Raw genomic sequence first — 21,625 nt, 5'->3', positions numbered from 1 at the left:
TTATAGTCTCAAAAAAGTAATTTTTATAATTTAGCGCATGTGGCGTTGAAAAAGAGGCAGATCGGACAACAGTGTCAATTGTCGCAGATGCCTATATTTGATAAGCGCCTAGTCAGGCTGGAAATTTAATTGCAAAACTGAATTGGCGATTTTTGGAATTACCCGCCGTCTCTGCTCTCTTACGGCGGGTAATCTTAAATATTGGAGAAGCCGCTAACCCTTCCACTGAATGCATGACACCGGGCACATGTCGATCGCTGTTTGGATATTTCCTTCAGAATCTCCTGTCGAGTCATAGCACTCCGACTTGCCGTCAGCATCTAAGCGGAATACTCCAGGGCAGGTATTTACGCAAAGTTCACAACCGATGCACTGCTCTTTGTCGACCCAAGCTGTTCTTGCCATATCGTTTCTCCTCTGTATGAGTTGTTTTTTCTCTGTTTCAAAGCTAGCTGAAAAATAGATTCTTAGGTTTGATCTGGGTCAATACTTGATAAAAAAAGTCAGCAATTGACCCAGGTCATGTTTTCTGCTGCTCGTTTAGCCTATAGTCGGTCCATCATGGTAAAGCAGTCGCATCAGCTAGCGCTGAACATGGTCATTGGACATAGGGAGACCCCAGCCACACAAGGGAGACTATTATGACAGATCAGGTCAAAGCATGTTTCACTTTTGACGCTGCTTGTGATGCGGCTATTGAGATGGAGACTCAAATTTACAAACTATTTTTAGGAGCCATCCGCATCGTAAAAGATAAGGCCGCCAATGAGATTCTTCAGGAGGCTGCGACCGTGAGGCTCGGCATCAAACAGAAACTAGAGATGGCAGCTCTCAGGGGAGGAATTGACGAGCAAGAGATTCAAGGTGCTGTCCGAGTCATGAATCTCGCACATTCGATACGTTGCTGTGATCTTCAACAGATCAACGCTAAAGCTGATAATCGTAAAGCATTAGCATTTGCTATACAGATGTCAAAAAACGCGCTTGAGTTTTATCGTGGTATGAGTGACCAATGCAGCGGTGCACCAATGGCGAAGCTTTTCAGCTCACTTGGTGACGATCAAACCAGATACCTGCAACAATTGGAAGATACATATGAAAAACATTTTTTGCCAGAGGGGTAATATTCGACAAATCAAGCTGATTTTTACGTTTTTTCGCCCAACAGGTTCTCGCTTTGAGGCATCAAATTCACGTTGTTTTTCATCTTCAGTTCGGGCTTTCTGAAGATCAGTCGGAAATTGCCTATCATTGTTCGAGGGTTAATATCGTTGATATCTGGAAAACGCCTATTTAAACGAAACAGAAAAGAATCCGAGAGGAATTAGGAAATGAGAAAATTTGTTACTTTGCTTATCGCCCTTTTGGTTATGGCCTTTTTATTCCCAGCAACCGGTCTAACGGCTCAGGAGGACAGTTCATCCACTGAAAAAGGGGTGTCTAGAGAGATGTCCCCTTTTTTGATTACAGGGAAAATGCCACATCTAACGAAACTGTTAATAAAGCAATGGGATAACCCAGAACTGAATCTTTCAACAGAACAGAAGGACAAATTGCTTGTGGTCAGGAAAGAGACAATTACAGGGGTTAAAGCGCTTACCAAGAAAATCACACCACTTGAGAAGCAGGTAGTAGAGGGAATCTTCGCCAAGCAAGCCCCTGAAGATCTCGGCCCGCTTGTTCAAGCTATCGCTAAGCTAAAGGCCGAAGCAACTATGGTTCATCTTCGGTGCATCTATGAAACCAGCAAGATTCTTGACGCTCAGCAACTTGAATTCCTGATGAACTAGCATTCTGTACTTAGTTAGTCGATTTTCTCAGGCCCTGCGGAAGATTGATTATACCCTTCGACACGCATCGGGGTAACGATGATTTCATGCTGGCAGTTAGAGCATTGATATATTTCACAGCCGGTGCACAGAAAGCAGTTGCAGCAACTCTTTCTGAGAGATTCTTTTGAGTGTCTTTTCTGGCAATTTTCACAAACGATCTTTGTCATGTTTCAGCCATTTCGCAAGTGGGTTTGGTGGCGACGGTCAGTTGGATATAATGATCCGATCTCCCGGACGGAGCCAGCCGGGGGCAAGGACGCGGGCAAACACCCCTTCTTTCGGCATTACGCAGTCGCCGGCTTGGTGGTAAATGGCACAGCGGGTATGGCATTCCTTGCCGATCTGGGTGATCTCCAGCAGTGTTTCACCGATTTGCAGCTGCGCACCGATCGGTAGCTTGGGCAGATCGATCCCCTCTGTGGTGAGGTTTTCGGCGAAGTCACCATTATCGACATCCAGTCCCATGGCGCGCATCTTGTCGATGCTCTCCTTGGCCAGCAGGCTCAACTGGCGGTGCCAAGCGCCAGCGTGAGCATCACCGACAATGCCATGGCCTTCCCGCAGTTCTACCTGCTCGACTGGGGTTTTACGTTCCCCCTTGTTTTTACTGATACAGACTGCAACGATTTGGGCCGCCATAGGACTATCCTCCGATACTTGACATGCTGAAGGGTACATCTTTTTCAAGCTCCAGCCGATAGCGATGCTGCGCTGGTTTGTCACCGACGACCTGCTGCAGCGCTTTGAGCAGCTCAGCTGCCGATTGCTGCAGATAGGGTTTCAGGTCGAGGCTGCCGCCGGCGAGCAGGCAGCTCTTGGCCTGCCCGGTCGAGGTGACCCGGATGCGGTTGCAGGAGCCGCAGAAGTGTTCGCTCATCGGCGTAATAATTCCGACCGTCCCTTTGGCCCCTGCGATTCGATACGGCTTGGCCGGACCACAATAACGACCGCTGGAGATCGATTTCAGGCTGTAGTGTCGCTGTAGTTCGCACAGAATGTCAGCTCCGCTGACCAGTTGGTTTTGCCACTGTTTTTCCCGAATCGTCGGCATATACTCAATAAAACGCACCGACCAGGGCTTGTCGAGGCTGAGTGCGGCAAAGGGAACAACTTCTTGGTCGTTGATGCCATTCATCACCACCATGTTCAGCTTCAGTTTCAGTCCGGCAGCTTCTGCTGCATCCAGACCCGCCAGGACCTGTTCCAACGATCCGCCACGGGTGATCTGTGCATAGGTCTCCGGCTGCAGGGAATCAATACTGACGTTGAGACGCTTAACCCCGGCGTCCATCAGGGCCTGGGCCTTCTCGGTCAACAGCAGCCCGTTGGTGGTCAGGGCGACCTCTTTGATACCGGGAATGTTACTTAGCCGGCTCAAAAAATCGATCACCCCTTTGCGCACCAGCGGCTCGCCGCCGGTCACTCGGACCTTGCGAATCCCCAGCTTGACTGCTGCTTCGACAATCTGCAGAAACTGCTCATAACGCAGAATTTCGCCGCAGCTCTTCTGGACAACCCCGTCCGCAGGCATACAGTAACGGCAGCGCAGGTTGCAACGGTCTGTGATCGATAGGCGTAGATAGTTGATATTCCGTCCGTGATTATCCTGCATCACATCTCTCCGTAGCGAAAATCCAGCGGAATGATTTTGACTTTATCGCCGGCGCTCAGATCCGCTGATCCGATCGGTACGCTCAGCAGCGCGTTCGCCCCCTGTACGCTGCGGGTCTGTCCCGAGCCCTGGCGCTGCGGAACTTCAACCCGGCACTCGCCGTCATGCCAGTGGTAGTGCGCCCAGAGAAATGCCTCTCTTTTGCTACCGCCTTTGACCTCGTGCAGCAAGGCGGCAGGAATCTTTCTGTTCTCTGCCGGCAGACCGGCCAGTATGCGTAATGCCGGCAGCACGAAGAGCTCAAAGGTTGCTGCTGTTGCCGCCGGATTCCCAGGAAGCCCGAAACAGGGTTTTCCGTCCAACAGCCCGAACAGGACCGGTTTTCCAGGCTTGATGGCGACTTTCCAGAACTTACGCTCAAAGCCATGTTGTTGCAGGGTTTGTTGCACCAGATCTTTTTCGCCAACTGAAACACCACCGGTGGACAACAGCAGGTCGGCCAGTTTTGCCTGTTCAATCAACTGATCTAGGTTCTCACTGCGGTCCTCGACGATGCCCAGTGAAGTGACAGTGCAGCCACACTCTCGCAGTCGGGCGCAGAGATATAGCAGGTTTGAATTGACGATCTGCCCCGGACCTAGTTCCTGACCCAACTCGACCAGTTCATCGCCGGTGGAGAAAACCGCGACGTGCGGGCGTGGATAAACTTCAACCTCGGTGACCCCGGCGCTCGCCAGCAGACCGATTGCACCGGCCTGCAGTATGGTGCCGCGTTCGAGCAAAACTTCGTTGGCCCGATACTCTTCTCCTCGATAGCGGACATGTTGTTTCGGCTGCACAGACTTTGCCCAGCGCAGGCTGCTGCCATTTTCGATAGCATCCTCGATCGGAATGACCGTATCGGCACCATCCGGCAAGGGGGCGCCGGTGGTAATCTGGATCGCTTCCCCTGGCTGCAGCGTGTTATCGTAGGGGTGGCCGGCAAAGGAGCTGCCAACAATTTCTAAGCCGTCGGAAGAACTCAGCGCTTGTGATGCAACAGCAAAACCATCCATTGCCGAGTTGTCCCAGCGTGGCATATCCCAATAGGCGCGTGCTGGTGCTGCCAGCACCAGTCCAGCCGCGGCTGAAAGCGGCTGGGTCTGCAGCGGGAGAGTAGAAACTGTCTCTTGAACAATTTTCAATGCATCAACATAAGTCAGCATGGCAACTCCTCACAATTTTCAATTCTTGCTTCACGGGCTTTGAAGACCGCCCAGAAATTTTCACCCGGCTGTGGTTCGCCGAGGGCCAGATAGCCGCGGGTACTGATTTCGGCTACCAATTTATCTTCTTTTTCCAGCGTGATCCGCACCCGGTCGCCTAAGATCACCACATCACGAATTTCACCATAAAGATGATTACGCGGGCTGCCGTCCGGCAGTTCCCGATAGAGAGCGATATCCCACGGCAGTACGGTCATAAACGCCGCGCCGGGAATTACCTGTTTGAAGGGCGCGAGGAATTTCGCTCCGCCCCGGCTGCAAAAAATTAATTTACCGGCCTGTTCACAAACCTCGCCGAGGATGTAGTTGACGCCGACAAAACGGGCCACAAATTCGCTGGCCGGTTCGCGCAGCAGTTGGTGGAAACTTCCCTGTTGAACGATCTTTCCCTGTTCCATTACCGCGACCCGTTTGCGGAAGTAAGCGACTTCTTCGGCATCATGAGTGACCAGCAGAGTAGGGATATTCAACTGGGTCAACACTGTTTGCAGCCAGCGACGGATCTCTCCTCGCGCTGCCGGATCGAGAGCGGCGGTCGGTTCATCCAGTAGCAACAGTTGCGGGTCGGTCGCCAGGGTTCGGGCCAAGGCGACCTTCTGCCGTTCCCCGCCGGAAAGGGTGGTGACGTTGCGCTTGGCCAGATGTTCGATAGCCAGTTTCTCCAGCAACTGCTGAACGCGGTTTTGCCGTGCGCTGCTGGAAACCCGGCGCATTTTCAAACCGAAACCAATGTTGCCGCTGACATCCAGGTGCGGGAACAGCGCCAAATCCTGGAAGACCATACCGATCCGGCGTTTTTCCGACGGTAGATCGATCCGTTTTTCAGCATCAAACAGGCAACGCTCACCGAGCTGGATCTGGCCGGAAGCTGGTTGATTGAGCCCGGCCAGTAGTCGTAACAGACTCGTTTTTCCCGCTCCGTTCGGTCCGAGAAGAACGGTTATGCCAGGCGCAACCGTCAATTCGGCGGCTAACTGGTAGTTGGCCAGCGGATAATTCAGCCGACAGACCAGAATACTCATCGAAGACTCTCGCGAGGTGCCAGCAAATGCACCGTTGCTAGTAACACTAAGGAAATCAGTAGCAGCAGAGCGGCCAGCCCGAAGGCCTGTTGCGGATCGCTTTCAAAAGCGCTGTAAATTGCCAACGACAGAGTTTGGGTGCGGCCGGGAAGGTTGCCGGCAAACAGAATGATCACCCCAAACAGTCCGATCCCTTGCGCCAGCACCATGACGCCTTCGGCAAAAAGACCACGCCGAACCACCGGTAAGGTGACGTGCCAGAAGGTTTGCAGGGGGGTTGCCCCAAGTAGCAGCGCAGCTTCTTCCAACTTTTTATCGATAGCGTCGAACAACACCACGCAACGACGGGCGAAAAAAGGGGTGATGACAAAGACAATTGCCAGCACCACTGCGCCCAAGGTAAAGGGGATACGCAGACCAATCCCGGCCAGCAACTCGCCGAACAGACCACGGCGACCGAAGGCGAGCAGCAACGCCAGTCCGGCGACCACCGGCGGCATCACCATCGGTAGTTCCAGCAGGATTTCCAGGCTGCGGCGGATGCGGCCATTGCAACGGGAGAGTCCGTAAGCGGATGGCAAGCCAATGGAAAAAATCACCGGCAGTGCCAGCAACGATGAGAGCAGGGTGACCCAGAGCGCCTGCAACACCTGAGGGTGGTTAAACAACTGCAGCAATCCGGACGGACTGGCAGCCAAAAGCAGGGCCAGCACCGGCAACAGAATCAAAGTCCCCAGCGCCAAACCACTGGCCAGCAGTAATAGAGTGAACAGACGTGGGCGTTTCACAGCGGACTCCCGGTTAGAAAACCGTGGTGGCGAAAGATATCTGCGGTGGCACTGGTTTGTAAAAAGTTATAGAAACGATCGCTTGCGACAGCACCTCCCCGGACTTTGGCCAGCGGATAAATTACCCGCGGGTTCAGCTTTTCCGGCAAGGGGACGGTGCTCAGTTTATTGCTGGTGATGTCGCTTAAATAGACGAACCCGGCATCGGCTTCGCCGAGCAGCAACTTGGCAACAATCGCTTTCACCCGACTCTCTTCACTGACGATATTTTTTTTGATCCGGGTCACCAGCTCAGGGCCAAAAGCTGCATCTGTTGCCAGTCCGGTAAGTAGTTGATGGGTGTAGTGGCCGATCGGAACCTGCGGGTTGCCGATCACCAGTAGAAGGTTAGGACGGGCCAAGTCAGCGATACTTTTCAGTGGCGGTCGCAGGTCGGCGCGGACAGCCAGCGCCAACCGGTTGCTGAGCAGCGGTTGGACATCAGACACAAGGGCGTTGTTCTGCAATCTGTTCATGACTGTTCGATTGGCGGAAACAAACAGATCGGCCGGGGAGCCCTGTTCAATCTGCATGGCCAGAGTCTGGCTGCCAGCGAAGTTGAGCAACATTTGGTCTTCGGGATATTGCTTTTCGTAGTTTCGGGCGACTTCTGTAAGCACTTCAGTTAGTGACGAGGCCGCGAAAATCGACAGTTCAACCGCTTTGGCTGGCAGCGAGCAGCAGAGTAAAATCAAAAATGCTGGTAATAGCGTCCTAAGCATCAATGAAAAATCTCCTCAAAGCTCTGATCCGCTGCCTGATTGACCTGCTCGCGTAAATTCCGATAGCTACGCAAAAGTTCCTGCGCAGCCAGGGTCAGACGGGTTTCGCCGCCACCTTTACCTCCAGTGCGGCGTTCCAGCAACGTGAAGGGTGCATTCTTTTCCATTGCCTGCAGCTGTGCCCAGACTTTGCGGTAGGATAGCCCCAGCTCTTTGGCGGCGGCGTTGATCGAGCCGCTTCGCTCAATCGTGCTTAGCAGCCGGAAACGACCGTCTCCGAGAAACGGATGGCCATCGAATTCGAGCCAGACTTTGGAGCGGACCCGCATCTCGCTCATGACAGGAATTTCTTGACGATCAGGTCACAAAGTCCAGCGGCATCATTGATGTCGTAAACTGGCACATCCAACTCATGATGACTGTCAGAGGCGACAGCCAACAGTGACGGATCATGTTCTTCTCCGCGGCACAGCAGATGTTCGCTCCGCTCGCGGCGGTGAACTTCGATTTTCGGCATGCTGCTGCGTTTGAAACCTTCAGTCAGAACAATGTCGAGATCCTGACAATATTCAGAAATGGTATCGAGCAGCGCTGGTTCTTGATTTTGATTCTGCTTGACCATCGCCACCTTGGCCGGTGAGGTGATCAGCATGGTGTCGGCGCCCGCCTCAGTCAGTCGCCAGGAATCTTTGCCTTCATGATCGATGCTGAAGCTGTGGGCGTCATGCTTGACGGCGCCTACGCGATAACCGCGGCGTTTCATTTCGAAAATCAGTTTTTCCAACAGGGTGGTTTTTCCGGTGCCGCTCTTGGCGACGATGGACACAACGGGTGGGGTCATCCTTTCCTCCTTGAGCCGGGCCAAATCATCAGGGGTGTTTATGTTGATCAGCGAACGTTGCCAGCCTGTCGGCAACTCCAGGGGATCGAGATAGCGGATGTTGATGCGCTGATAGAAATCGTAGATACGGTACTGATTCTGCTGCAGCATTGCTTCCATCTGCGGCAGACAGTTTTTGTGATAGAGAGCAAAGACTGGTTCGTAGCCGGACGGTGTACGCGGGACCACGGCATCGTAACCGTTACGATAACGTAGTAGTCGTTCGACGATTCGTTGATCGGGGTACGGCATATCGCAGGGGGCGACAAAGATCCAGTCCGTTTTGGCGGCTTTTAAGCCGGTGTAGAGACCACCTAAAGCGCTGCCAGGGTAGATGTCGGGCAGCGCTGGAACGTCTGGTTTTGCCAGATCGGGACGTTCACCGGCAATCAACACAGCAGGGAAATTCTGTTGCAACAACTCCAGTGCTCGTTCGAACATGGTCAGTCTCTGCCAGGAAAGTGCCATCTGTGTTTTGTCTTTGCCCATCCGACGGCTTTTTCCGCCAGCCAACAGCACCCCGGTAACATCTGCAGTTAGTGTTTTCATTTTACCAAGCTGCGAATTCTGCATAACGGTAATCCTGAAAAAATGTAAATAACGAGTTAAAAGTTATCTCTGCTTTTTGCTAAAAGATTATGATCGCCCTTTTTTCTGTATGGAGACGGTCAAAAGGAGCGCAGAGAAAGGTTGAACCGGGATCGGTTCTATTCCTTGTCTCCTGGCCAATGATGCATGCAGTAGATACATTGCTCTATCCCACGGGGGATCGTGTCGCGCAATTTTTCATCTTCTCGCTTGCAGCCACAACGTTTAGGTGCAGGAAACCGATGCAACTTGTTGTCTTTGATAAAATACAACATGGCATTTTCTCCTTTGTTTAAGCATTTTATTGACGAGTATGACGTAGATACTTCTGCTAATTTCCATACTGCGTCTTCGCCCTTAACCAGTTAAACCAGTCAGCCCGCTTTCGTTTCCAGTTCTTTGATCCGCTCACGCAGCTCCTTCTCCCGGGCCTTCTGCGCAGTCGTATCGCGCATGATTGATGCGATGCCGAGCATTTCACCATCATCATTTTTGACCATAACAATGGAGAAATCGCAGAACAGTCGCCGGCCGTCTTTGTGGACTGCGGGGACCGAGAGCAGGTCGTGGCCATACTTGCTGTGGCCACTTTTCATAGTCGCAGCGTAGCCATCGTTATGTCGCTGACGGAGATTCTCGGGGATGATCAGATCTAGTGATTCCCCGATCACTTCCTCCGCGGAATAGCCGAACATCAGCTCTGCCCCCTTGTTCCAGGTCCGGATGACGCTCTGTCGGTCAGCAAACAGGATAGCGTCCGGGGCCTCCTCACAGATGGCTTGGTATATTTTCGTTTTTTGTGTTTTGTTCATTGGTTTACCCCATGCTTACGGATTCTGGATATAGGCGTTCTTACGCGTATAGAACCACCAGTTGAGGACCAGACAAATAAAATAGAAAATCGCAAATCCGTACAGGGCATACTCCGGAGTGGTCGCTTTGATCTGCTCACCAAATACCTGCGGAATGATGAAAGCACCATAGGCAGCGACCGCGGATGTCCAGCCGAGGGCCGGGCCGGCCTGTTCTTTGTCGAAGATCATGGCGATGGACCGGAAGGTCGAGCCATTACCAACGCCGGTGGCCGCAAAAAGGATGATGAACAGCAGCAGAAAGGGGTAGAAATAGCCCTCCGGGGTGGCCGAGGCGTAGGCGGCTTTCATAAAGTAAGCGCAGCCGAGCGCCGAGATGATCATGACAATGGAGACCCACTGGGTGACCAGCGCACCGCCGAGTTTGTCGGCGATTTTACCGCCAACCGGTCGGATCAAAGCGCCGATGAACGGACCCATCCAAGCGAACATCAGGGCACTGGGGCCATTGGGGTTTACCGTGTTGTGCGTTAGCACACCGTCAACCATGAGATGCGAGAAACCGAAAATAACCTTGATCGACAAAGCAAAGGCAGCCGAGTAACCGATAAAGGAACCGAAGGTCATGGTGTAAATGACGGTCATCGCCCAGGTATGTTTATTGTTGAAGATCCGGTACTGCCGCTCCAGGTTGGCGCGCAGCTCCCCACGGGTCAGGTACTTCATGCCGAACACCGTGGCGGCGATGACCAGCGGCAGCACGATCCACTTGCTCAGCAGTCCCAGTCCGACCGGCGCCGGTAGCAGCAGGTAGAGGCCGATACTGGCGGTGACAAAGGCGATCAGCAGCAGCCCGGTGATTTTGCTAAAGGCTTTGGCGGTTGAATCGACATCGGGTGAAACCGTTTCGGTTTTGATGTTGTTCATGCCGAAGAAACCGGCAAATGCCAAGGGGATCAGCAGGACCAGCCAGATGTAACCGGCGTTGTGGATGTAGGTTTCGGTGCCGGCTGGAATCTTGCCGATCAGGGTGCCGCTGGTGTTGATCAGGGTTTGCGGCTTACCACCGAAGAGGCCGAACGTCATCACCAGTGGAATCAGGATCTGCATGGTGGTGACACCGAAATTGCCCAGCCCGGCGTTCAGGCCGAGGGAGGTCCCCTGCACCCGCTTGGGAAAGAAAAAGCTGATGTTGGACATCGACGAAGCGAAGTTGCCGCCGCCGATCCCCGAAAGCAGGGCCAGCAGATAATAAATCTCGATCGGCGTCGCTTTATTCTGCAAGGCGATGCCAGTACCGATGGCCGGAATCATCAACAGTGCGGTGGTAAAGAAGATGGTGTTGCGTCCACCGGCGATCCGGATCAGGAAGGAGCTGGGGATGCGCAGGGTTGCCCCGGTCAGCCCGGCGATCGCCGACAAGGTGAACAGCTGTGACTGGCTGAATGGATAGCCGAGGTTGATCATCTGTACGGTGATGATGCTCCAGTAGAGCCAGACAGCAAAGCCGCAGAGCAGGCTGGGGATGGAAATCCACAGATTACGGGTAGCAATCTTCTTTCCTTCGGTATTCCAGAACTGCTCGTCTTCGACATCCCATTTATTCAGATTGATCGACATGGTCGGCATCCTCTCCTGAAGCTAAGCTTGCTGATTATCGTGTAATTCCATCTTGCGCATATCGGTCGGGTGTTTTTCTTTCATGTATCTGGTGGTCGTCCAGTGCATCCAGAGCAGGCAGACCAGCGACAACAGAAACATGAAGATCCAGCAACTGGTCCAGAGGCCGGTCCATTCCAGCAGGTAACCGAAGATGATCGGGCAGAAGAACCCGCCCAGCCCACCAAGCACCCCAACCATGCCGCCGACCACGCCGACCTCTTCCGGGAAGTAGTCCGGAATCAGCTTGTAGACGGCCGCTTTGCCGATCCCCCAGATGCTACCAAGGAGGATAACGAAGAGGGCAAAGATCCAGACATTGGCTTGGAAAAAAATATGTGTCACGCCTTTGGCCAGCAACTCTTTTTTCTTCACCTGCTGTCCAACCTCGACTGCAGGCTCCTGCCAAGTCTGCTTGCTCGGCAGGATCAGCATTTCTGAATCATAGTTGGCGATTTCCGGCTTTTCCCGCAGTTGATAGACCTTTTCGCCAACGGTAATACGGGTGGTTGTGACTTCATTGACAATGCCACTTCGGACCGCCATGATGCCGCGTCCCGGTGAATAGATATCCATTTTAGGGATAATCACCAGAAAGCTGATCAGCACCGATGCGCCCAGCACCCAGTACATGATGGTCCGCCCGCCGAAGATGTCCGAGAGCCAACCTCCCAGCGCCCGGATCACGCCCGAGGGGAGACTGAAGGCGGAGGCGAAGATTCCGGCGGTCACCAGTGGCAGGTAGTAAACATTGACGAAGTAGGGAACCAGCCACTGAGAGAAGGCGACAAAACAGCCGAAGACCAGGAAATAATAGAGCCCGAACCGCCAGACCCGTACATCCGAGAGGGGACCGAGCATTTCTGTGAAGGTCTTGTTCGAAGACGCCGGTTTTTTGTTGTCGGCAAAAATGAAAAAAATGATCCCCATTCCGGCCAGGATCATGGCGTAATAGACCGGCAGCTCCCGCCACCCCTCAATATTGGCACCATTATTAGTCAGTCGGTTGAGCAGGGTCGGGGCGAACAGGGTGGTTAAAGCCGCCCCGGCGTTTCCGGCACCGAAAATCCCCAGTGCGGTTCCCTGCCGCTTTCGTGGGTACCAGACCGAAGTGAAGGCGATACCGATTGAGAAGCTGACTCCCGCCAGACCGAAGCCAAAACTGCAGAGGGCGAAGCTGGTAAAACTATCGGCCTTTGATAGCAGGAACATGGGGATGGCACAGATCAGCAGCAGGGTGCCGTAGACCGGTTTGCCGCCGAACTTGTCGGTCAGCATTCCAGCGGGAAGGCGAAAAATCGAGCCGGTCAGAACCGGAATCCCCATCAGCCAGCCGATCTCAACCGGTCCCCAGGCGAACACCTGGTTGTCGGCCAGAAAGGTCACCAGCACACCATTGAACATCCAGGCGGCGAAGCAGACGGTAAACGCCAGAGTGTTCAGGAAGAGGATTTTGTGTGATTTACTGGTGGCAACTTCGAGCATCGGCACACCTTTCCGGTTATTTGCTCCGTGCGACTTTCACCTGCGGCGATTAAAAAAGTCCATCAGACCTGTTTGCGTTGTCGATACCAGACCACCAGCTGATAAGGCCGGGCAATATAGGCCAGAGGGATACTGACCACGTGAACCAGTCGTGAAAACGGGAACAGTGCTACCAGGAAAAAGGCGTTGACCGCATGCAGTTTGACAACAAACGGCATACTCGCCAGATAATCGACGTTCGGGCTGAAGGAGACCAGCGACCAGAGCCAGGGCGAAACCGTGTGTACATACCAGAACCCGCCCCAGCGCATACTGATGGCGATAAAGACACCGGTGGCGACCTGAACCAGCAGGGCGACCAGCAGTAGCCAGTCGACTCTGGTTGTTACGGCACTGACCCGATCATTGGCGGCACGGCGGAAAATCAGCACCAGCATGGCGATGCAGGTGACCACACCGAGCACCATCCCCGAGACCTCCAGCAGGTAAAGCCGTCCCGGCGCGCCAAGCAATGTGCCCCAGGCGGCTGGAAAGAGAAAGGCCAGCAGGTGAGCCAGCAAAACCAGCAGGATTGCGTAGTGCCAAGGGACTGAGCCCCAGAACAGCGCTCGGCTCTCCAAAAACTGGGAAGATTGCGATGAGTAGGAGTAGCGGTCGAAACAGTAGCGATAGATACCGACGGCGACCGCCAGCGCAACAGCTACATAAGGGAAGACGCCGAAAAGAATCATGTCGATCATGAGAGTGCTCCTTTTTCCGCGCTGTCTGCGTTCAAGAAACTGTGCAAGGCCGTGAGGACCCCATGATAGGGATGCTCTGCGTTATCCAGACCAGCGATAATCTTTTCCAGCGCCGGCAGCAGACCATCGCTGATCAGCTCATAGCGGCAGCTTTGATCGTTGGTCGTGCCGATAAAGCGCAACATTTCGCCCAGGTGGTCAGGCAATTCAGTCCCGGGGTTGAAATCATGCTCGCGATACAGTTGTTGCATCTTCATCAGAAACATCCCGCGTTTCTGGCTCTCGCCACAGAGCTGATAGCCAACGTAAGGGTGACAGACTGGCTGTAGATCGAAGGTGGCGGTGAACAGTTCTTCGAGCCTGGCCGGTTCGGTCGCCGCCAACAGTTCGACAAACTTTTGCAGTTGTGAAGCCGCCTCCGGTTGATGTTCCATCAGCAGGTTCTGACAGACGGCGGCGGTGCTCTGCGCCTCTGCCGTCGGGTAACTGAGCAGCGTAGAAAAATTGCGACAGATAGCCTGATGGGTTTGCAGATTCGTCATGATTACCACCGCCTTTTCGGAGCTTTGCGGCTGCCGAACCCCATTTCCTGTTTGTAGGCCTCAGGATCCATCCCCGCCTCGATCGCCTGCTCGCGCAGCATCGGCGGAATCACGATCCGTTGCTTGATGCTGGTCAGCGAGGTCATGCGGAAGATCGCTTCGATGGTTTCAGTGCTGAGTCCAGCAATTTCGCGGGCTTTATCGACTTCGGCATTGTCGAGATCACCGACCGTGACGTTGCGCCGCTGAATCCGCACCGCGATCAACTTACGATAGACCGCTTTGATCTCTTCCTCGTTGCCGCCGGCAAACAGACCGGCGAGATATTTCAGCGGCAACCGCGCCTGTTCGAGGCTGGTGAAAAAGTCGTCGGCCAGCTTCTGGACACCCTGTTGCTCTTTCGACAGGATCGGCAACAGCGGCGGCACGTAAAACAACATCGGCAGGGTGCGGAACTCCGGATGCAACGGCAGGGCGATGCCCCACTCCTTGACGAATTTATAGGTCGGCGATTTTCGTGCCGCATCCATGACCGCAGTCGCGATTCCGGCCTTTTTCGCCGCAGCGATCACCTCTGGATCAAATGGATCGAGGATCATCTCTCGCTGGGCTGCCGCCAGTTCCTTATCTTCGAGTTTGGCGACCGCTTCGATACGGTCGGCATCGTAGAGCAGCACCCCGAGATAACGGATGCGGCCGACGCAGGAATGGAAGCAGCCTGGGGCCTCACCCGCTTCCTGACGCGGGTAACAGAGGATGCACTTTTCCGACTTGCCAGTGCTCCAGCCGTAATAGGTTTTTTTGTAGGGGCAGGCCGAAACGCACATCCGCCAGCCGCGGCATTTGTCCTGGCTGATCAGGACGATGCCGTCTTCGCCGCGCTTGTAGATGGCGCCGGACGGACAACCGGCCACGCAGCCGGCGTTGAGGCAGTGGTTGCAGATACGCGGCAGATAGAACATGACCATCTTCTCGATGGCGAACATCTGCTGCTGCTCTTCTTCACTCAGTTGCACCACGCCCGGATCGTTGGCGGCATAGATGTTCGAACCGGAGAGATCATCATCCCAGTTCGGTCCTGCTTCGATCTTCATCGGCTTGCCGCTGACCATCGACACCGGTCTGGCAGTTGGTTGATCATCGCCGGCCGGGGCGTTGGTCAGATCCTGGTATTTGAAGGTGAAGGGTTCATAGTAGTCGTCCATGGTCGGCAGATCGGGATTGTGGAAAATCCTGCCGAGCAAGGCCGATTTATTACCCATCTTCAACTGCAGGTCAGAACCGGCTTTCTCCCAGCCGCCCTTGTATTGTTTTTGATCTTCCCACTTGGTCGGATAACCGGTTCCGGGTTTGGTTTCAACATTATTCCACCACATGTATTCAGCACCTTTTCGGTCGGTCCAGATATTCTTGCAGGCGATGCTGCAGGTGTGGCAGCCGATACATTTATCGAGATGAAAAACCGAGGATACCTGTGCACGTATATTCATAGTCGTCGCTCCTTGATTCCGTGCCGGAATTACCAGCTCGGTTCCCCTTTGAGTTTGCGGGCCAAGATAAAGGTGTCGCGGTTGGCACCGGTCGGCCCCCAGTAGTTCCAGCCGTAGGTAAACTGACCGTAACCGCCGAGCATAAGGTTCGGCTTGAGACGGATCCGATTAAGGCTGTTATGACCACCGGCGCGCTTGTTGCCACGCAACGGTGACTTGGGAACCCCGATAGTGCGCTCCGGGGCATGGTAGAGAAGCGAGATCCCCCGTGGTAGCCTGGCGCTGACCACTGCCCGGGTTACGACTACGCCGTGATCGTTGTAAACCTCGACCCAGTCGTTATCGACAACACCGATCTGCGCGGCATCCTGATCGTTGATCCAGAAGGGGTGACAGCCGCGAGACAGGGTCAGCATCCGGTGGTTGTCGCCATAGGTTGAGTGAATGCCCCATTTGCCGTGCGGAGTCAGGTAGTTGAGCATGATGCTCTGCTCATCCGATTCACTGACGATCAGATCCTGCAGTGAACTGGGATCTGGCTTGGTTTTGTAGGTCGGCAGATGTTCGCCGTAAGCAATATAGCCTTCATGGTCCAGATAGAAATGCTGCCGGCCGGTCAGGGTCCGCCAGGGGACCAGCCGGTCAACATTGAGACTGTAGGCCGCATAGGCGCGACCATTATTGGTCAGGCCGCTCCAGCAGGGGCTGGTCAGCAGCCGTTTCGGTTGCCGGTCCAGCTCGGCAAAAGTGGTACGCACGGCGCGGGTATCGGCGGCCAGATCGACTAGCGGCAGGCCAACCTTTTCTTCTTTCACCTTAAAGGCGCGATAAGCCAACTCGCCGTTGGTTTCGGGGGCCAGCTGCAGAATCACGTTGGCTGCGTCCTTGGCATTGTCCAGCGACGGATAGGTCTTGCCGCCCCAGGTTTCCGTCGGGTTGGTTTCAATCAACTGGTCGTAAAAATCCTCGATCTGCCAGGCCAGGCCATGGGCGCCGATGCCGTTGGCGCGTGCGCCGGGACCGAAGGAAATAAAGCGTTTGTAAAGGTTGACATAGTCCCTTTCAACGACCGCCAGTCCGGGCATGGTTTTGCCGGGGATCGCCTCGCACTCGCCTTTGCTCCAGTCCTTGATTTCCGGCTGGGCCATCTCCGCCGGGGTGTCGTGAGCAAGGGGGACCGAGACGATGTCGCGGACCGTTTCCGGCAGATGAGATTCCGCCAGCTGACTGACCTTTTTTGCCAGATCTTTGAAGATATTCCAGTCGCTCTTCGATTCCCAGCAGGGCGGCACCGCCTCCTGTAGTGGGTGGATGAAGGAGTGCATGTCGGTGGTGTTCAGATCGTCCTTTTCGTACCAGGTTGCCGTCGGCAACACGATATCGGAGTAGACCGCCGAGGTGTCCATGCGGAAGTTGATGTCGACGATCAGGTCGAGCTTGCCCTCCGGGGCCTCTTTATGCCAGACCACCTCTTTGACGGAGTCTTCAGCGGTTTCCGGGGCAACGGTACTGGAATGGGTCCCGAGATAATGCTTGAGGAAATATTCGTGCCCCTTGGCGCTCGACATCAGGGCGTTGCCACGCCAGATAAACCAGACCCGGGGCCAGTTTTCTGGAGCATCCGGATCTTCTACGGCAAACTTCATCTGTTTGGATTTCAGCTGATCAACTGTCCAGTCGATAATTTCCTGGTTGTTTTTCGCTCCAGAAGCCTCGGCCTGCTTGACCGCCTCGGTCGGACTGCGATCGAACTGCGGGTAAAACGGCAGCCAGCCGCTGCGCACCGCTCGGACCTGCTGATCCATGGTGTGCCCCGTGGTCATTTTGTTATTCTCGGCGACCGCGTTGACCCGCATCTCATCAGCGGTGCGCTCATAGCGCCACTGATCACTGTGGACATAATGGAAGGATGGCGTGTTCTGGAAGCGGGGCGGCTTCGACCAGTCGAGAGCCCCCATGATCGTCGCCCAGGGGGCGACCGGGGCCAGTTTTTCCTGACCGACATAATGGTTGAGCCCGCCGCCGTTCTTACCGACACAGCCGCACAACATCAGGGCGGCGATGCCAGCACGATAGAGCAGATTGGCGTGGTACCAGTGGTTGACGCCGGCACCGATGATGATCGAGCATTTACCTTCGGTGGTTTCCGCGGTCGAAGCCCACTCACGAGCGAACTGAATCACGTTTGCACGGTCGATACCGGTAAACTTTTCCTGCCAGGCCGGAGTGTAAGCCCGCTGCTCATCATCATAGTTCTTCGGATAATCGCCAGAGAGACCGCGATTGACACCGAATTGCGCCATCAGCAGGTCAAAAACGGTGGTGACAGCAACCCGACCATCAATGGTTTCCAAGTACTGCACCGGCACTCCCCGCTTCACGCGGCTTTCACTGGAAAAATCATCAAAGCTGACCTGAAGAACTTCGGCATGCTTATCCAGCAGCGACAGGGCTGGTGAAATATCGCTGCCATCCTTCCCGTCCTTCATCTGCAGGTTCCATTCACCTTTTTTCTGTTGCCAGCGGAAACCGAGGGTGCCGAGCGGCATTTTGGGCTGCTGTTGGCTTTCATCCCAGACCAGGTATTTGAAGCCGCTGTTCTCTTCATCCCGGTAGGCCTCGGTACTAGCTGCAGTCGCCATCCGGCCTGCTTGATAAACGCCATCCTTTTCCGTTAATTGAACCAGAAACGGTGTATCGGTAAATCGTTTCAGGTAATCGATGAAATAGGGTGTTTTCGCCTGATGATGAAACTCGCTGAGGATGACATGGTTGACTGCCATCCAGAAGGCGCCATCCTGACCGGCATGAGTCGGGAGCCACCAGTCTGCGTGTTTCGAGGTCATGCTGAAGTCGGGAGAAAGGACAGTCACCTTGGAACCGTTATGACGCGCCTCCACCAGGAAATGAGCGTCCGGGGTGCGGGTCATGTTGACGTTGGAGCCCATGACGGCGATGTACTTGCTGTTGTACCAGTCGGCGCTTTCCGATACGTCGGTCTGCTCACCCCAAACCTCCGGGGAGGCGTTCGGTAGATCGCAGTACCAGTCGTAAAAACTCAAGTTGACGCCGCCCAGCAGCTGCATGAAGCGGGAGCCGCCGGCGAAGCTGAGCATCGACATGGCCGGAATCGGCGAAAAACCGATCAAACGGTCGGCGCCATGTTTTTTAATGGTGTAGATGGTCGAAGCGGCGATGATCTCTTCGACCTCATCCCAGCTGGCGCGGCGAAATCCGCCTTTGCCCCGGGCTTTCTGATAACTTTTACGCTGGATTGGGTCTTCCATGATCGAGGCCCAGGCGGCAACCGGATCTTCGTGTTTTGCCTTGGCGGCCCGCCAGAGATCAACAAGAATGCCGCGCACGGTCGGGTACTTGACCCGCAAAGGGCTGTAGAGGTACCAGGAGAAGGAGATGCCCCGCTGGCAGCCACGCGGTTCGTAGGGCGGAATACCATCTTCGAGCGGTGGATAATCGGTCGCTTGAAGTTCCCAACCGACGATGCCATCCTTGACATGGACGTTCCAGGAGCAGCTGCCGGTGCAGTTGACGCCGTGGGTACTGCGCACCACCTTGTCGCACTGGTTGCGGTTACGGTAGAATTCTTCCCACGCCCTGGCCTGAGGATCGATAAGATTTTTAATCCAACTCATTGCAGCCCACCTTTGTTTATGAGGTTACGTTGGCGGTCGATCAGCGGTTGTCGCGTCGCACGCATGCGTCTTTTACCAATCAGGAAGGTCAAACCCAGCAGGACAATCAAGCCGATAAGGACCTGTTGGGCTAGTTTTCCTGTCTCCGGAGTCGCTGATAATTGCGAGGCTTGTTTCAGGAACGCAAGCAGGTCGGCTCGCTCTGTTTCATTTAGCGGACGGGTGCTGTAAATGGCTTCCATACTCGGAAATGCCAGTGACTGCAGGACTCCCTCGACGCCATCAGGCCCGTAATTATCGTAGAGCGTACTGAGATCCGGACCGTAATTGGCACCAGCTGACAGGCCGAAACCCGACAAGTTGTGGCAAGCCAGGCAGGGAGCTCCTCCAAGTTCGAAGGCCATGCTGCCGACAAAGAGTTCTTTGCCGCGCCCTGCATCATCGGTCGCAGCTGCCAATGAAATGGGGAGAAAAAGGAAAAGCGCCAAAACAGCCGAACACAAACAGCACCACCTGTTTACCGACATAATCGCTCCTTATTCAAAACGCTGATGTTATGACTTTTCAACTTGTGGCGGGATAGCAACGCCGATAACAAAAAATAATGAATATTTCAAATTCAGCTGCTCTAGTCAAAAGCAGCTTTCAATTGCAAATTTTGCTGAGCAGCCCCCGCTCACCTTACTTTTTATAATTGCAGAGAGGAGGGATAATGTTCCTGATTAGTATACTAGGTATTTTTAGATTGCCAGGACTTGACCTAAGTCAAATGCTGTTCTATTTTCGCTTTTTTTGGGTTTGAGCCGTTTAAAAAATCGCTACTTCCAACAAGTACCTGACAAAAATAATCAGCTTTTGACCCAGGTCATGTTTTCAGAGGTTATCTTCCCCTATAGTCAGGCCATAACAAACGCAAGCAACAGGAGAAGAACATGAAACTTCCAGACGGCATCGGCGATCAGCCGATCAATAAAACCATCGAACAGCACCCCTTTATCGGCGAACTGCTGGGTAAATATGACGTCGGTTGCGTTACCTGCGGCGTCGGCATCTGCCTGGTCAATGACGTGGTCAGTATCCATGCCCTCGGTGATGAGATCGAAGCGGAAATCGAAAAAGAAATCCTCACATACTTAGAGAAAATAGGAGCATAAATCATGTCAAATCTCGCTTGTGGCTGTCCTGGTTCCCAGGTACGTACCGTGGAAAAGAAGGAAAATAGCGATAACTCTCAGACCGGCCGGATCGGTTCGGAACTGCGTCAGTGGCCAACCCAGTTACACCTGGTGCCGCCTTCAGCTCCTTACCTGCAGAACGCGCACTTGTTGATCGCTGCTGACTGTGCCCCCTTCGCTTACGCAGAATTCCACCGTGACTTCATCAAGGGGAAGGTGCTGGTCAACGCCTGCCCGAAGCTGGACGATACCAGCCCCTACGTCGATAAACTGGCAGCAATGATCAGTCAGAATGATATCCAGTCGGTGACAGTGACCATCATGGAAGTTCCTTGCTGTGGTGGCTTGAGAATGTTTGCTCAGCAGGCGATCGCCCAGTCGGGCAAGGATGTGCCGCTGGAGATCGTAGTGATCGGCGTCGACGGCGAGAGGAGAAACTGATGAAAACCAATGTCACCCAGGTGATGAGCGACGAGCACCAGCTGATCCTGCGGATGATCACCTTGGTGGAGCAGAACACCGAGCTGATGGGGCAGGGCAAATTCCGCAACTGGCAGTTCTTTCTTGATGCGGTCGACTTCATCCGCAACTATGCCGACCGCTTCCATCACGCCAAGGAAGAGGACGTGCTGTTCGTCGAGCTGGTGAAAAACGGCATGCCGGCAAAACAGTCGCCGATCGAGGCGATGCAGATGGAACATGAGCAGGGACGGGCCTTCGTCCGTGGTCTGGAAGAGGCAGCGCAGAAGGCATTGGCCGGCGAACCGGGGCAGATTCCGCTGATCGCTGAAAATGCCAGGGGCTATGCCGGGCTGCTACGCGGTCACATCGACAAGGAAGACACCATCCTCTATCCGCTGGCAGAGCGGGTTCTGCCGGAAGATGTGCGTGAAAGGATGTTAGCCGCCTACGATCAGGCAGAAGAACAGACCCCAGGGTTGGAAGAGAGATATTGCCAGCTGGTGGAGGCTTACGAGCGACAACAGTGATTTTCATTGTCTGTTGACCCAGGTCAAATGTTTTCTTCAAAAGCTATGGGATAATCTCTTACAAAGATTGAATACTCACTGATTGAGGTTACAGTTAAAAACCAATCACTTTTAAAACGGAATGAAAGGAGCACATTTCATGAGCATGTTTTGTTTTCAATGTCAGGAAGCTGCGAAGGGGACCGGTTGTAATATTGCTGGGGTTTGCGGCAAAAAAGAGGATACCGCGAATCTGCAGGATCTGCTGGTTTTCTCTCTGAAAGGTTTATCTGTTGTTGCTGATGAAGCAAAAAAGCAAGGGAAACTCGATAACAGCATTGGCCTCTTTATCG

At 54.1% G+C, this 21,625-nt stretch carries 22 protein-coding genes and 1 pseudogene; 6 read left to right on the top strand and 17 right to left on the bottom strand.

Annotated elements, in window-relative coordinates; genetic code table 11:
• Positions 1–213: 213 nt before the first annotated feature.
• Positions 214–405, bottom strand: a complete 192-nt coding sequence (locus BUB13_RS17915) for a ferredoxin (RefSeq protein ID WP_072910129.1) — start codon at positions 403–405, stop codon at positions 214–216.
• A 236-nt stretch (positions 406–641) separates the two neighbouring features.
• Between BUB13_RS17915 and BUB13_RS17910 the strand changes: the two genes are divergently transcribed.
• Entirely contained in the window at positions 642–1,124 is a 483-nt protein-coding gene (locus tag BUB13_RS17910; protein WP_072910128.1) for a ferritin family protein, read from the top strand.
• 207 nt (positions 1,125–1,331) lie between these two features.
• Positions 1,332–1,790, top strand: a complete 459-nt coding sequence (locus BUB13_RS17905; protein ID WP_072910127.1) for a hypothetical protein — start codon at positions 1,332–1,334, stop codon at positions 1,788–1,790.
• 246 nt (positions 1,791–2,036) lie between these two features.
• On the opposite strand, the gene BUB13_RS17900 is transcribed toward BUB13_RS17905, so the two are convergent.
• The 16 genes from BUB13_RS17900 to BUB13_RS17825 all read right to left on the bottom strand — a co-directional run bounded on the left by BUB13_RS17900 (position 2,037) and on the right by BUB13_RS17825 (position 19,656).
• Entirely contained in the window at positions 2,037–2,471 is a 435-nt protein-coding gene (locus BUB13_RS17900; protein ID WP_072910126.1) for an MOSC domain-containing protein, read from the bottom strand.
• A 4-nt stretch (positions 2,472–2,475) separates the two neighbouring features.
• Complete coding sequence (moaA, locus tag BUB13_RS17895; RefSeq protein ID WP_072910125.1) at positions 2,476–3,444, bottom strand: GTP 3',8-cyclase MoaA; 969 nt, start codon at positions 3,442–3,444, stop codon at positions 2,476–2,478.
• A complete protein-coding gene (locus tag BUB13_RS17890; protein ID WP_072910124.1) occupies positions 3,444–4,649 on the bottom strand; it encodes a molybdopterin molybdotransferase MoeA in 1,206 nt (401 codons plus the stop codon). Before BUB13_RS17890 ends, moaA begins: the two co-directional genes overlap by 1 nt.
• Positions 4,643–5,731, bottom strand: a complete 1,089-nt coding sequence (locus BUB13_RS17885; RefSeq protein ID WP_072910123.1) for an ABC transporter ATP-binding protein — start codon at positions 5,729–5,731, stop codon at positions 4,643–4,645. Before BUB13_RS17885 ends, BUB13_RS17890 begins: the two co-directional genes overlap by 7 nt.
• Positions 5,728–6,519 carry a molybdate ABC transporter permease subunit gene (locus tag BUB13_RS17880; RefSeq protein ID WP_084092297.1) on the bottom strand — a complete coding sequence of 264 codons (792 nt, stop codon included), beginning with the start codon at positions 6,517–6,519 and terminating at the stop codon, positions 5,728–5,730. Before BUB13_RS17880 ends, BUB13_RS17885 begins: the two co-directional genes overlap by 4 nt.
• Positions 6,516–7,280: a molybdate ABC transporter substrate-binding protein gene (gene modA / locus BUB13_RS17875; RefSeq protein ID WP_072910122.1), complete on the bottom strand. Its 765-nt coding sequence runs from the start codon at positions 7,278–7,280 to the stop codon at positions 6,516–6,518. The genes BUB13_RS17880 and modA overlap by 4 nt, the downstream gene beginning before the upstream one ends.
• Entirely contained in the window at positions 7,280–7,618 is a 339-nt protein-coding gene (locus BUB13_RS17870) for a winged helix-turn-helix domain-containing protein (protein ID WP_084092295.1), read from the bottom strand. Before BUB13_RS17870 ends, modA begins: the two co-directional genes overlap by 1 nt.
• Positions 7,615–8,733, bottom strand: a complete 1,119-nt coding sequence (gene mobAB, locus BUB13_RS17865) for a bifunctional molybdenum cofactor guanylyltransferase MobA/molybdopterin-guanine dinucleotide biosynthesis adaptor protein MobB (protein ID WP_279626007.1) — start codon at positions 8,731–8,733, stop codon at positions 7,615–7,617. The genes BUB13_RS17870 and mobAB overlap by 4 nt, the downstream gene beginning before the upstream one ends.
• A 389-nt stretch (positions 8,734–9,122) precedes the next feature.
• Positions 9,123–9,560 (bottom strand): PAS domain-containing protein, encoded by a 438-nt coding sequence (locus tag BUB13_RS17860; protein WP_072910121.1) that lies wholly within the window; start codon positions 9,558–9,560, stop codon positions 9,123–9,125.
• A 15-nt stretch (positions 9,561–9,575) separates the two neighbouring features.
• Complete coding sequence (locus tag BUB13_RS17855) at positions 9,576–11,180, bottom strand: MFS transporter (RefSeq protein WP_072910130.1); 1,605 nt, start codon at positions 11,178–11,180, stop codon at positions 9,576–9,578.
• A gap of 21 nt (positions 11,181–11,201) precedes the next feature.
• Positions 11,202–12,704 (bottom strand): MFS transporter, encoded by a 1,503-nt coding sequence (locus BUB13_RS17850; protein WP_072910120.1) that lies wholly within the window; start codon positions 12,702–12,704, stop codon positions 11,202–11,204.
• A 62-nt stretch (positions 12,705–12,766) separates the two neighbouring features.
• Positions 12,767–13,444, bottom strand: coding sequence for a respiratory nitrate reductase subunit gamma (gene narI, locus BUB13_RS17845; RefSeq protein WP_072910119.1), 678 nt, complete (start codon positions 13,442–13,444; stop codon positions 12,767–12,769).
• Positions 13,441–13,986 (bottom strand): nitrate reductase molybdenum cofactor assembly chaperone, encoded by a 546-nt coding sequence (narJ, locus tag BUB13_RS17840; protein WP_072910118.1) that lies wholly within the window; start codon positions 13,984–13,986, stop codon positions 13,441–13,443. Before narJ ends, narI begins: the two co-directional genes overlap by 4 nt.
• Positions 13,987–13,988: 2 nt before the next feature.
• On the bottom strand, positions 13,989–15,476 hold the full coding sequence (narH, locus tag BUB13_RS17835) for a nitrate reductase subunit beta (protein WP_072910117.1): 1,488 nt from the start codon (positions 15,474–15,476) through the stop codon (positions 13,989–13,991).
• A gap of 29 nt (positions 15,477–15,505) precedes the next feature.
• The gene (locus tag BUB13_RS17830) at positions 15,506–19,129 is read right to left on the bottom strand and encodes a nitrate reductase subunit alpha (RefSeq protein WP_072910116.1); all 3,624 of its coding nucleotides are present in this window, start codon (positions 19,127–19,129) and stop codon (positions 15,506–15,508) included.
• Positions 19,126–19,656: a c-type cytochrome gene (locus BUB13_RS17825; RefSeq protein ID WP_139249431.1), complete on the bottom strand. Its 531-nt coding sequence runs from the start codon at positions 19,654–19,656 to the stop codon at positions 19,126–19,128. The genes BUB13_RS17830 and BUB13_RS17825 overlap by 4 nt, the downstream gene beginning before the upstream one ends.
• 405 nt (positions 19,657–20,061) lie before the next feature.
• On the opposite strand from BUB13_RS17825, the gene BUB13_RS17820 reads away from it, so the two are divergent.
• From BUB13_RS17820 to BUB13_RS17805, 4 genes and pseudogenes are all read left to right on the top strand, one after another.
• Positions 20,062–20,283 carry a hypothetical protein gene (locus tag BUB13_RS17820; protein ID WP_072910114.1) on the top strand — a complete coding sequence of 74 codons (222 nt, stop codon included), beginning with the start codon at positions 20,062–20,064 and terminating at the stop codon, positions 20,281–20,283.
• Between the two features lie 3 nt (positions 20,284–20,286).
• On the top strand, positions 20,287–20,745 hold the full coding sequence (locus BUB13_RS17815; protein ID WP_072910113.1) for an iron-sulfur cluster-binding oxidoreductase: 459 nt from the start codon (positions 20,287–20,289) through the stop codon (positions 20,743–20,745).
• The gene (locus BUB13_RS17810; protein ID WP_072909632.1) at positions 20,745–21,293 is read left to right on the top strand and encodes a hemerythrin domain-containing protein; all 549 of its coding nucleotides are present in this window, start codon (positions 20,745–20,747) and stop codon (positions 21,291–21,293) included. The genes BUB13_RS17815 and BUB13_RS17810 overlap by 1 nt, the downstream gene beginning before the upstream one ends.
• Positions 21,294–21,432: 139 nt before the next feature.
• Positions 21,433–21,625, top strand: a pseudogene (locus BUB13_RS17805) (hydroxylamine reductase); the annotation flags it as partial.

The organism is Malonomonas rubra DSM 5091 (genome assembly GCF_900142125.1).
GTDB lineage: Bacteria > Desulfobacterota > Desulfuromonadia > Desulfuromonadales > Geopsychrobacteraceae > Malonomonas > Malonomonas rubra.
Note: the sequence above shows the minus strand (reverse complement) of the source record. Positions and strands in the feature narration are given on the sequence as shown.